The following is a 12525-nucleotide window of genomic DNA, read 5'->3' on the forward strand; positions in this document are numbered from 1 at the left end:
GTAATCATGTACTTTGATCGGTACTCCATTACCTCGCTACGCTACATTGACATCTCTTTTAAGAACTTGTTGATCTGTAAACCTCGCGGCCGATCAGTTATATATCTTCGGTTTCAGTTCCGGCCGGTCTTATTCGTCCAACCTGTGTTTCAACCCGTTTCAATCTTGTTTTGTTATCTTCCCGACATCCGCCGTTCCGATTTTTTTACCCTTCCTTATCGTTGGGAGTGCAAAGGTAAGGATCTTTCTTAAACTTCCAAATAAAATAAATTTTATTTTTTCTGTCTTCTTTTTTTCCCCTCCCCTTATTTCAATATACCGGTGTTAACCAGCTTTCCGTCCTTCCGAACCGGGCTGCAAAGGTAGCAATCTTTTCCTCTCCCACAATATTTATTTTAAAATAAATCTCGACCCACTCGCCCTAATGCCATCCTTTCAATCAAAACCCTTCCTCCGAAGCGGGATGCAAAAGTAGGATTTTTTATCGTACACACAAAACATTTTTATGGAATGGGGCGGGGATTAACGTAACCCTATGGCTTACAGACAGAAAAAATATGCCGATGGTTAAAACTTTTTAAGGAAACAAGTGTTTATTGGCGCACCGCCCCCAAACAATCCTGAAGTTTTCCCTGCAGCCAGTCAGCCCCTGCAAAATAAACCTGATTGAAATGAAAAGCCCACAGCGCAGCGAGGACTTGGAATGAAAAGCAGGAACCAACCTGGATAGTAGCACTAAACCTGCTTTACTAAAAAAGAATTATAAATAAACACCTTACCTAATATATGAGCAGCAATTAAGTCGAACAACTATCGTATCGAATTTTTGAACAATAATTAATACTTTTATGGCTTTATTAAACCATCTAAATAAATGAAGTTGATGCTCAAACTATACCTTTCTCTGCTGTTTATCAGCATAGTAGAAATCGGTTATGCGCAAAATTATAAAAATGAGCTCGTTATTATCTCTGAGAACGATGCTTATATCGACATCACCAGTGATCGTTATTATACAAATGGTGCTTTTATTAAATACAGGCATGCCCTGGATGGAGCGCATTTAAAAGCAGGGCGAAGCAAAGAGATTATCGGTTTCGAACTTGGTCAAAAAATATACAATCCGTATTACAGCTTTGTACCAAACCCTGCCCTACACGACCGCCCTTTTACAGCATATCTTTATGGCGAAGCAAATTATAGCCGTTTTTATACCAACAAACAAATGCTAAAGGTTTCTGCACAGATTGGACTTACCGGAAAAGATGCTTTGGGTGAAGAGTTTCAGAAAGCATTTCATAAACTGGTTGGCCAAAATCAGATTGAAGGATGGGAGTATGGCTTAAACAGCGAACCAACATTAAACCTGGGGGTAGAGTACAATAGGCTTTTATTGAGCACAAACAATAAAATATTCGATATTACGGGAACAACTTCCGCAGCGGTTGGTAACGTGATTACAAAAGCAAATCTTGGCGCAATGTTCCGCCTGGGCAGATTTAACGATATGGATGGTTCGTCGGCTTTTAATAGCCTGGTGAGTAATAACCATATGAACAAAGCAGAACGCAAATACGAACTTTTCCTTTCCGTTAGCCCGCACTTACATGCGGTTGCTTTCGATTCGAGTTTGCAAGGGGGATTATTTTTGAATGATAAAGGGCCAATTACCTTTAAACCCAAACCAATTGTTTTTACCACGCAGGTGGGGTTAACTTTCGCCATTGCGCGCTGGACCGCAAATTATACCGCTACTTTTACTTCGAACGAAGTTAAAAACAGTGCCACTGGTTACCGCTACGCCTTTTATAGTCTTGCTTACCGTTTTAGTAAAAGCTAATGAAAAAACAACTACTCTTTTTTATTCTCGTTATTATAGGCTTAGCATCTGTCCAGGCTCAAATTGCCCCGGAAAATCATTCGATTATTCTTAAACCCATATTTGGTACGCATGTAAATAATGATCAGGGACACTTGTTTCAGGATCAGATTACAGGATTTGATGCGGCTTATTTTAAGGACATCAGCCAGAACAGTGATAAGTGGATCGGATTTGGTGGCGCCAAATCTTATGGCATCGGATTTGTTTTTAGAAACCTGAGCAAACTGAAAGGCACAAAAGATACTTCGGCCAATGCTTTTGGGCAGGTATATGGCCTGGTGGCTCAGATGGATTTTCAAATATTCAAAATTGGAAAAGCTAAATTTAATTTTACTCCAGGCGTTGGTTTGGGTTATACAAACAAGTATTACTTTAATAATACCAAAAACAGATTTCTGGGAAGTCCGATTAACGAAACCATTAAAGCAGATTTAGGAATGGAGCTGCCGATGAGCAAATACGCCGATTTATTAGTAGGTCTCGGTTTTTTGCATGTATCCAACGGAGGCGCCACTGTTCCGAACGGGGGATTGAATACCGGAAATATTTACGTCGGACTTAAACTCAACAATCCGAAAACATTAACTGCTGAACGAAAAAGTACCTACACCACTTTACAGCGTAATTCTATTGAGCTTAGTGCAGGTTTAGGCGCAAGGGGTGTATTTGGTAACAGAACAAAAAGTTTATACAAAAGTGGATTATATGCCGGCTACAATTTTTACCTGAACGATGTAATGTCGCTTAAAGCAGGTGCTGATGCTGTATATTATTATTCTGTATTTGATCCGAATAATTATGGAGAAACCTTCCAGAACTACGGTACTTCTTATGATAAATGGCGTACAGGGATCAGTATTGGTGCCGATATCAACCTATGGCGTGTTACTGTTGCCGCGCAGATTGGAAAATATATCCATTATAACAGATTAATGGATAAAGCGACCTGGTACTGGACCTTCGGACCCACTTTTAACATTACACCTCATATTGGCTTGCAGGCTAAAACCTATATGCATTTTGCCCAGGCAGATTATGTAAACTGGGGCGTAGTTTATAGATTTTAATATTGTCCTGTGCTTAACAATACCAAAGTACAGGCCTCAACTGGTTCGATGTTGTGTTGATCCAATAGTTTTTCGAGCTCGTAATTTTCAGTTCCCGGATTGAAAATGACCCGCTTTGGTTTGGTTTCCAGGATATAATCGTGGTATTGAGCCTGTAAGGATGGGCCAATATACAGGGTTATGGTATCGATATCGGTGTGGATCAGACCCGGTTCTTCAATTTCTACGCCTGCAACCTCTCCTTTTTTTATGCCCACATTAACAATTTCGTGATTGAAGCGCTTGAGCATATTGGCTGCTTTATAGGCATATCTTGAAGGGTTTGGCGATGCGCCGATTATAAGTGTCTTTTTCATTTTGAAATTGATTACACAGATGGAGAGATTACACGGATAAATATTAAAATTTAGAAAGTAAAGCAATTTGACCGGAATGGTAAGCGTGGTGTTGTGCCAAACCACTTAAAAGCTCGGCATTGGTTACACCTGTTCCCAAAGTCGGATTTCGCTCACTCTTCACTTCATCGTCCCATTGATTATTTTTTATGGTTTCACAAAGGCGGATGAGTTCTTCGTTTGCAATTTTAAAATTAAAGATAATACGCTCCCAAGCCTTAGGTGTCCTGCTTTCGGGCATTGGCCAATCGCCCATTGCGGGTTCTGTTGCTGGTTTCCCACTCAGTCTTGAAGTCACTTCTTCTGTCCAGGCCGTTAAGTGCAAAGCAATTTCAGCAATAGAATGTGCACCCGGCACAAAGTGACTAAAGGCACTTTCGGGGTTAACGTTATTCAGCGTTTGCATTACATGGTTCCCATGCCAGGCATCGCCATTAAATGCCTTTTTAATTTCGTTTGTAATATTAAACATACCTAAACAACAATTGGGGCCATATAAAGTTTGTTAAGATGCGTTTAATATTGCATTTGCACAGTTAATTCCATCTATGGCTGCCGATACAATCCCACCCGCGTAACCTGCGCCTTCTGCGCAAGGATACAAACCCTTTACCTGAGGATGCTGGTAAGTTTCTTTATCTCTCGGAATTCTGACCGGAGAAGACGTTCTGCTCTCTACCCCCACCAAAATAGCTTCATTTGTATAATAACCTCTAATCTTTTTCCCAAACAAAGGCAATGCAGCGCGTAAACTATCTGATACGAAATCGGGTAAAATATTATCGAGCATCGAACTTTTGGTTCCCGGCAGATAAGAATTCTTCGGTAAATCGATCGATAGTTTATTGTTCACAAAATCCACCATTCTTTGTGCAGGCGCTACTAAGTTGCCACCACCAGCCTCAAAAGCCATTTTTTCAATTTCAGATTGGAAGTGCAACATCCTAAGCGGATCGTAGCCCTGAACATCATTTAAGGTAACCTGTACTACGGTGCCTGAATTGGCATAAGGATTATTCCTTTTAGATGGCGACCAGCCATTTACCACAATTTCATTTTCGCCGGTGGAACAAGGTGCAATAATCCCCCCCGGACACATGCAAAAAGAAAACACCCCACGGCTACCAACCTGCTCAACTAAACTATAATAAGCAGGCGGTAAGAATTCGGACCGGATATCACAATGGTACTGGGCAGAATCAATAATTTCCTGAGGATGCTCAATCCGCACACCTAAAGCAAATGGTTTGGCCTCAATCAGGATATTTTTACTGTTCAACAATTCGTACACATCTCTCGCAGAATGACCTGTTGCCAGGATAATATCATCAGCGAACAACTTTTCTTCAAAATTGATCTCAATTCCTTTTACTTTTCCGAATTCAATTAAAATATCAGTCATCCGGCTATCGAACATCACCTCGCCCCCGGCATTCAGGATGGTATCTTTGATAGCAGTGATAATATGTGGAAGTTTATTCGTGCCAATATGTGGACGGGCATCGGTAGCAATATCAGCTTCTGCGCCATGGTTTACAAAAACCTGAAGTACTTTATTAATATCACCCCGTTTATTCGATCGGGTATACAGTTTACCATCCGAATAGGTTCCTGCGCCACCCTCGCCATAACAATAATTAGATTCGGTATTCACTAATCCCTGCTTATTTATGGCAGCTAAATCTCTGCGGCGTTGCTTTACATCTTTGCCACGTTCGATCATAATGGGTTTTAATCCATTTTCGATACACTGTAAAGCTGCAAATAACCCGGCCGGACCAGCGCCGATTATAATTACGGGTTTGGCATCGCTTACATTTTTATAGTTAATGGTGTATACTTCGGGAATGGCTTCCTCATCGACAAAAACTTTTACCTGAAGTCGGAATATCACTTTTCGGGAGCGGGCATCTATCGATCGTTTCAGGATTTCATAACCTTTAATTCTTGATCCAGGCAATTTTAAGGCTTCAGCCAGCTTCTGCTTAATCAACTCTGTTTGCTCTACCTCGTGCGGGAGCAACGTAATTTCGATGTCTTTTTGCATATCATGTCAGGTTTTTATCCCGAACGGTACAAAGATAGGCAACTGATAGCATATTTGATGATTTCAAAATATGACTAAAAATTATCAGCAGACTAAAGTAATGCTTTTATGTTTTTTTGGAAAGCCACCGCAGTATTCCATAAGCCACTTTCTTCCCGCTCTACCTCCTCCCGACTTTACGTCGCGATCCATTCGTTCGGGTTTAGATGGCGGCTTTGTTGCTACTATGCAGGCTTTCCGTGCCACAGCCCAAAGTTTTTAGCCCCCGATCGGAGCGGACACGAAGTAAAGCAAAGAGCGGGAGCAAACATTAAAAAAAGCGAATGTCCTTGCGCTTCAAAACAAAAACATCAGTTTAAACATTACCCTAAGCTTGCCAACCTGGCAGATAATTATTGAAAGTGTAACAAAGGCATGCAATTTGATATCTAATTCGTAAATTGACCATAAATCAATTCTATTAAAAAGACAAAAACCATAAAAATGAAAAGATTAATATTTGGAATTTTAGCTGCAGTTATTGCAGTGAGCACTTTAAGTTCATGCGGATATAATAGCATGGTTAAACTTGATGAAAACGTTAAATCGAAATGGGGAACTGTGCAAACCCAGTATCAAAGAAGAGCAGATTTAATTCCGAACCTGGTAGCTACGGTAAAAGGCGCGGCTAAATTTGAGCAGGGTACTTTAACTGCTGTAACCGAAGCACGTGCAAAAGCAACACAGATGACGGTTAAAGCGGATGAACTGACACCAGAAAACATTCAGAAATACCAGGCAGCTCAAGGACAATTGAGCCAGGCTTTAGGCAAACTATTATCGATTACCGAAAACTATCCTGAACTAAGGGCTACACAGCAATTCAGTGATTTATCGGCACAGTTAGAAAGTACCGAAAACAGGATTACCGTTGCCCGTAAAGATTTTAATGATGCGGTACAGGAGTATAATGGTAAAATCAGATCGTTCCCAACCAATTTAACTGCTGGCATGTTCGGCTTTAAAGCTAAAGGATATTTTGAGGCCGATGCTACTGCAAAAGACGCCCCTAAAGTAGAATTTTAATATTCTCCACACAATATATAAGGGTAGTGAATGTTTATTAAAAAGCATTTATTACCCTTTTTACTTCATACATAATAAGCATATGTCGTTATTTTCAGATATTGAACAAGAAAAAATAGCAAACGCGATTTCCGATTCAGAAAGAGCAACTTCCGGAGAAATTAGGATAGCTATTGACAAACATTGCGCAGGCGATCCATACGAGAAAGCTATCGAGTATTTCACCAAGCTGGATATGGACAAAACAGCTAAAAGAAATGGGGTGCTGATTTATCTGGCACATGCCGATCATAAATTTGCCATTATTGGCGATGTAGGCATCAACCAGGTAGTACCTGAAAATTTTTGGGAAACAGCTAAAATAGCGATGACTGCACACTTTGCAAAAGGCAATTTAGCCGATGGCATTATTGCAGGTGTAGCGTTGGCCGGAGAAAAGCTAGCCTTGTTCTTCCCACCTCAAAAAGGCGATATTAATGAATTGCCAAATGATATTGTTTTTATGGATAACCTAGAACACAAATAAACGATGAAGAAAATATTCCTTTTCTCGTTACTGAGTTTATTATTCACTTTTGCCTTTGCACAGGATTTTCCAGAAAAACCGAACACACTGGTTAATGATTACGCTAATGTATTATCATCCGATCAGAAGCAGCAACTGGAAACTAAATTAGTAGCTTTTAATGATTCGTCTTCCACACAGATTGCCGTAGCGATACTAAAATCAGTCGGTGATTATGATATTAACGAATACGCTGTAGAACTTGGCAGAAAATGGGGAGTTGGCCAAAGTGGCAAAAACAACGGCATTATGATCGTTGTGGCCGTTGGCGATCGAAAAATCTCTATCCAAACAGGTTATGGTTTAGAAGGTGCATTACCCGATATTTATGCCAAACGTATCATTGACAACGACATTAAACCCAATTTTAGAGCAGGAAATTATTATGCCGGCCTGGATGAAGCGACTACTTCGATTATAAAATACACCAGGGGCGAATATAAAAATGATAGTCCAAAAGCTTCTTCAAAGAAAGGTGGCTCAGGCAGTATCATCATTATTATCATTATCGTCATCGTGATCATCATTATTATGCGTAAAGGTGGTGGCGGTGGCAGCGAAGTAATTGGTGGCCGGGGTGCATCCAATGCTTTGTTCTGGGCTATGCTTTTTGGAAGCGGTGGCGGTGGACGAAGCAGCGGTGGCTGGGGAGGCGGCTCTTCAGGCGGAGGCGGTGGCGGATTCGGTGGTTTTGGCGGAGGAAGCTTTGGTGGTGGTGGTAGCAGCGGAAGCTGGTAAATTCATTGGTTCATTGGTCATTAAGTTAGAATCTACTCCGTTTGAACGTTACCACTTTCCAACAGATTAAAACATTACAACAATAATGTACAGAAGAGATTTAATCACAGCAGAAATACAGAAACTTGCGCAGGTTTTAGCCCGTATTATGGGATTAAAATTAGAGGGTAAGTTGGCCGAAGCCAATCAGCTTTTTGACGAAACCATGGAAAGCGGTTTTCAATTGCCAAAAGAAATTCTGGAAAGTGAAGAGCTGGCTGTTTTTGAAAACTGGTTGACTGGGGGCAACCTTCCTCCGGAAAAACTCGACTCACTGAGCGAATTTCTATATTATGAAATGGGCATAAGTCAGGATCGGAACCAAATGATTGCCCCAAAGCTGAATTTAGTTTATAATTACCTGTCAGATCGGCATAAGATTGTACATTTGGTCAACCTGCACCGTCAGAAAACGATACAACAATACTTGCGCTAAACGCCTATTGCATGGCGCTAAACAAAACAACATACATCAATGATTATAGAAAAGTGGCAGAAAATAGCCTCTAAATATTTAGTACGAGAGAAGTGGGCTACCTTGAGGGTAGACGAAGTTAAACTTCCCGGAGGTATTATAAAAGACGATTATTATGTTTTAGAGTATCCAAACTGGGTAAATGCGATTGCATTAACTGAAGAAGGAAAAATAATCATGGTACGCCAGTACCGCCATGCAGCCGATATTGTTTCACTTGAAGTTCCGGGCGGTGTAATTGATGGCGATGAAGCACCTGAGTTTGCTGTTAAACGTGAACTTTTAGAGGAAACCGGTTACAGTTTTAAAACCTGCAAACTTATAGCTGAGCTTTATCCCAATCCTGCAACATCTGATAACAGGACCTTTACCTATTTCCTGACAGGTGGTATTAAAACGCATGAACAGCATTTAGATGAACATGAAATATTAAATGTTGAAGAGTATACCATTGATGAGCTAAAACAACTGATTAAGGATAATAAAATAGCCCAGGCACTTCATGTTGCGGCTTTATTATATGGCTTAGCAGAATTAGAGAAACTTTAATTTATTTTACAGAAAAACAGAAACAATAAAGGCCAGATAAAATATCTGGCCTTTATTGTTTAATGCATTAACTTTTGATCAGGAACGAAAGATTTTATTTAAACCCTTCTACCTTTCTGTTCCTGAACCTGGTTTAGCTCATTTTTAATTTCTTTTGGATATCGTGTACGTAAGCTTTAAACTTTTTATCGGTATCGATTAAATCTTCTACGGTTTGGCAAGCATAAATTACGGTACTGTGATCGCGACCGCCGAAGAAAGCGCCAATCGTTTTTAACGATGATTTAGTATGACTTTTAGAAAGGTACATCGAAATCTGACGTGCCTGAACAATTTCGCGTTTACGTGTTTGCGATTTAACCATATCTACAGGAACCTCGAAATACTCGCAAACCAATTTCTGGATATATTCCATTGAAATTTCTTTAGAAGTATTTTTAATGAAGTTCTTCAACATCTGCTTAGCAAGGGCTAAATCGATTTCTTTTTTATTCAAAGTAGCCTGTGCCAAAAGAGATACCATAGCACCTTCTAATTCACGTACATTGTTATCAATGTTGTGTGCCACATATTCTACCACCTCGCCTGGTAACTCAATACCATCAGCATACATTTTCTTTCTTAAAATAGCAATACGGGTTTCCAGATCAGGAATCTGTAGATCTGCTGATAACCCCCATTTAAAACGGCTTAACAAACGCTCTTCCAAACCAGCTAAATCTTTCGGTGCTTTATCAGATGTTAAGATGACCTGTTTGCCCGATTGGTGCAGGTGATTAAAAATGTGGAAGAAAATATCCTGTGTTTTTTCTTTACCGGCAAAGTTATGTACATCATCCATAATGATTACATCCATTGCCTGATAAAAATTAACGAAATCGTTAATGGTGTTGTTTTTTAATGAATCTACAAACTGCTGGCAGAATTTCTCACAGCTTACATAGATCACCAGTTTATCTGGCATGCTGCGTTTAATCTCGTTACCGATTGCCTGCGCCAGGTGTGTTTTACCCAAACCTACGCCACCGTAAATCATCAGAGGGTTAAAAGATGTACCACCTGGTTTAGCAGCTACAGCGTAACCTGCAGAACGCGCCAAGCGGTTGCAATCTCCCTCAATATAATTTTCGAAAGTATAGTTAGAGTTTAATTGTGGATCAACATTTAATTTTTTTAATCCAGGGATAATAAATGGGTTTTTAATATCCTTATTAATGGAAACCGGAATCGGCATCGATTGTACCTTTGCCTCCGCTCCATTTCCATTTGAGGGCATATTGGTAGTATAAGGATTACCGCTGTTTGATGATTTATCTACAACGATGTTATATTCCAACCTGCCATCCTCTCCAAGTTGTTTCTTTACAGTCTTGCGGAGCAAGCCTACATAATGTTCTTCAAGCCATTCGTAAAAGAACAAACTTGGCACCTGTATAGTTAAAACCTTACCTTCCAATTTAAGGGCTGTTATTGGCTCGAACCAAGTTTTGAAACTTTGACTCGGAATGTTATCCTTAATAATTTGAAGACAGTTCTTCCATACTTCTGTACAAGTTTTTTCCATTGCGATTTCTATAATTTATTGGTTTACAGTGCCTATTCGAATTAAAGGGATGGTCCGTTTAGGGACTACGAATATTGAGAAAATTATCAACATTTTAAACAAAAATTTCAAATAAATCGTAACGTACTGATAAGGAATATAGTAGCCCGCTTAACCTCAATTTTTTATGTTGATAACTATTTATTAACACTGGTTATCCACATTAACCATTATTTAACATCAATATACCCTCATCACTTCGAATCGCTGTTGAAAAAGCAAAATCTAAGCCATTTTAGGCACTAGTTAAGCGTTTTAGTCTTTTTATTAGTCGAATTAACTGAAAATCAAAGCCATAAGATAAATAAATTAATATTAATTTAAGCCAATCGTTCAAATCGATTTTAGATTAATTCATTATGCCTTATTTTTGTATGAATTTTACGACAATTCAACTCCTTAAATTTGAGATCAGTGAATAAGATATTTGTTCATTTTATTACCCCTTCATCAAAAGCAGCATGCCTTTAATTTTGACCTGAAATGAAACACCAATCAGGTTGCCGAAGCTTTGTTAGTAAACGCCAAAAGTACCCCTAAACACATCTGCAATTTCGCCAAGCGTAGCATACTTTTCAACCGCATCTATAATCAATGGCATTAAGTTAGTTTCGCCTTTGGCCGCTTCATGCAAACTTTGCAATGCTTTTTCTACGGCATCATTATCACGGGTGGTTTTTAAAATTTCCAGTTTTTCAGATTGCAGCTTACGGATAGAATCATCAATATTAAAAACTTCGGTCAAACCTTCTTCCTCCTGGGTAAACTTATTTACCCCTACTGAGATCCTTTCGCCGCTTTCGATTTCTTTTTGATACTGATAAGATGCACCGGCAATCTCATTTTGCATGTAGTCGCTTTCGATGGCATTAACCGAGCCACCCATAGCGTCTATCCGATCGATATAAGCCCAGGCAGCCGTTTCTACTTCATCGGTTAGGTTTTCTACAAAGAATGATCCTGCCAATGGATCTACGGTATCGGTAACACCGCTCTCGAAGGCAATGATCTGCTGGGTACGTAAAGCAATTTTTGCAGCCGATTCCGTTGGAAGCGAAAGTGCTTCATCGTAACCATTGGTATGCAGGGATTGAGTTCCGCCAAGAACGGCCGCCATAGCCTGATTGCTTACCCTGATTACATTGTTTAACGGCTGTTGTGCAGTTAAGGTTGAACCTCCGGTTTGGGTATGAAATCTGAGCATCTGTGCTTTTTCGTCTGTGGCCCCCAAATCTTTGGTAATTTTGGCCCACATGCGCCTTGCGGCCCTAAATTTTGCTATTTCTTCAAAGAAATTATTGTGGCAATTGAAGAAGAACGACAAACGTTTCGCAAATACATTAATATCTAAACCTTTATCCAGCGCTGCTTTTAAATAGGTTTTACCGTTCGCCAATGTAAAAGCAAGTTCTTGCACCGCGGTAGATCCGGCCTCGCGAATATGGTAGCCGGATATAGAAATGGTATTCCACTTCGGCACTTCTTTGCTGCAGAACTCAAAAATATCGGTAATTAATCGCATCGATTGTTTTGGCGGATAAATATAAGTTCCCCTCGCCGCATATTCTTTTAAGATGTCGTTCTGTATCGTGCCTGAAATCTGTTTTAAATCTGCACCTTGTTTTTTGGCCAGCGCAATATACATGGCCAACAAAATTGAAGCCGTTGCATTGATTGTCATCGAAGTGGTAATGTCTTTCAGCTGAATACCATCAAATAGAATTTCAATATCCTTTAACGAATCGATAGCCACGCCCACCTTACCCACCTCGCCATCGGCCATTTCATGATCAGAGTCGTAACCAATTTGCGTTGGAAGATCAAAAGCAACAGATAAGCCCGTTGTTCCCTGCGCCAATAAATAATGGTAACGCTTGTTTGATTCTTCAGCGGTCGAAAAGCCTGCATACTGCCGCATTGTCCATAAACGGCCCCGGTACATATCCTTCTGAATCCCCCTGGTAAAGGGAAATTCGCCCGGCAGCTCTTCCATCGGCTTCGCTTTGGTGTACAGCGCTTTGATTTCAATGCCTGAGGTGGTGGTGTGCTTCTTTTCGCTCATAATAAGTTAGTTCATTGGTTCAATAGTCATTGGTTCAT

12 protein-coding genes are annotated in these 12525 nt (G+C 40.0%); 7 read left to right on the forward strand and 5 right to left on the reverse strand.

Going from position 1 to position 12525, the window contains the following annotated elements; translation table 11 throughout:
• Positions 1–874 precede the first annotated feature (874 nt).
• Both AC07YT_RS21415 and AC07YT_RS21420 read left to right on the forward strand, forming a co-directional pair.
• A complete protein-coding gene (locus tag AC07YT_RS21415; protein WP_086544668.1) occupies positions 875–1840 on the forward strand; it encodes a lipid A deacylase LpxR family protein in 966 nt (321 codons plus the stop codon).
• A complete protein-coding gene (locus tag AC07YT_RS21420) occupies positions 1840–2949 on the forward strand; it encodes an acyloxyacyl hydrolase (RefSeq protein ID WP_086544667.1) in 1110 nt (369 codons plus the stop codon). The genes AC07YT_RS21415 and AC07YT_RS21420 overlap by 1 nt, the downstream gene beginning before the upstream one ends.
• Here AC07YT_RS21420 and AC07YT_RS21425 read toward each other — a convergent pair.
• The 3 genes from AC07YT_RS21425 to AC07YT_RS21435 are packed head-to-tail and all read right to left on the reverse strand — an operon-like array spanning position 2946 to position 5391.
• Complete coding sequence (locus AC07YT_RS21425) at positions 2946–3305, reverse strand: CoA-binding protein (protein WP_086544666.1); 360 nt, start codon at positions 3303–3305, stop codon at positions 2946–2948. The two genes, AC07YT_RS21420 and AC07YT_RS21425, sit on opposite strands and share 4 nt — an antisense overlap.
• Positions 3306–3348: 43 nt before the next feature.
• Entirely contained in the window at positions 3349–3816 is a 468-nt protein-coding gene (locus AC07YT_RS21430; RefSeq protein WP_086544665.1) for a DinB family protein, read from the reverse strand.
• 33 nt (positions 3817–3849) lie between these two features.
• Positions 3850–5391, reverse strand: a complete 1542-nt coding sequence (locus AC07YT_RS21435) for an NAD(P)/FAD-dependent oxidoreductase (RefSeq protein ID WP_086544664.1) — start codon at positions 5389–5391, stop codon at positions 3850–3852.
• 483 nt (positions 5392–5874) lie between these two features.
• Between AC07YT_RS21435 and AC07YT_RS21440 the strand changes: the two genes are divergently transcribed.
• The 5 genes from AC07YT_RS21440 to AC07YT_RS21460 all read left to right on the forward strand — a co-directional run bounded on the left by AC07YT_RS21440 (position 5875) and on the right by AC07YT_RS21460 (position 8822).
• Entirely contained in the window at positions 5875–6456 is a 582-nt protein-coding gene (locus AC07YT_RS21440; RefSeq protein WP_029275651.1) for a LemA family protein, read from the forward strand.
• An 82-nt stretch (positions 6457–6538) separates the two neighbouring features.
• Positions 6539–6982 (forward strand): TPM domain-containing protein, encoded by a 444-nt coding sequence (locus AC07YT_RS21445; protein ID WP_086544663.1) that lies wholly within the window; start codon positions 6539–6541, stop codon positions 6980–6982.
• A gap of 3 nt (positions 6983–6985) precedes the next feature.
• On the forward strand, positions 6986–7759 hold the full coding sequence (locus AC07YT_RS21450) for a TPM domain-containing protein (protein WP_086544662.1): 774 nt from the start codon (positions 6986–6988) through the stop codon (positions 7757–7759).
• 85 nt (positions 7760–7844) lie between these two features.
• Positions 7845–8234 (forward strand): hypothetical protein, encoded by a 390-nt coding sequence (locus tag AC07YT_RS21455; protein ID WP_086544661.1) that lies wholly within the window; start codon positions 7845–7847, stop codon positions 8232–8234.
• A gap of 39 nt (positions 8235–8273) precedes the next feature.
• Positions 8274–8822, forward strand: coding sequence for an NUDIX hydrolase (locus AC07YT_RS21460; protein WP_086544660.1), 549 nt, complete (start codon positions 8274–8276; stop codon positions 8820–8822).
• A gap of 133 nt (positions 8823–8955) precedes the next feature.
• Here AC07YT_RS21460 and dnaA read toward each other — a convergent pair whose 3' ends face one another.
• The gene (gene dnaA / locus AC07YT_RS21465) at positions 8956–10386 is read right to left on the reverse strand and encodes a chromosomal replication initiator protein DnaA (protein ID WP_029275646.1); all 1431 of its coding nucleotides are present in this window, start codon (positions 10384–10386) and stop codon (positions 8956–8958) included.
• 553 nt (positions 10387–10939) lie between these two features.
• Positions 10940–12487: an acyl-CoA mutase large subunit family protein gene (locus AC07YT_RS21470; protein WP_086549205.1), complete on the reverse strand. Its 1548-nt coding sequence runs from the start codon at positions 12485–12487 to the stop codon at positions 10940–10942.
• Positions 12488–12525 lie beyond the last annotated feature (38 nt).

This window comes from Pedobacter sp. GW460-11-11-14-TSB4 (assembly GCF_059423705.1).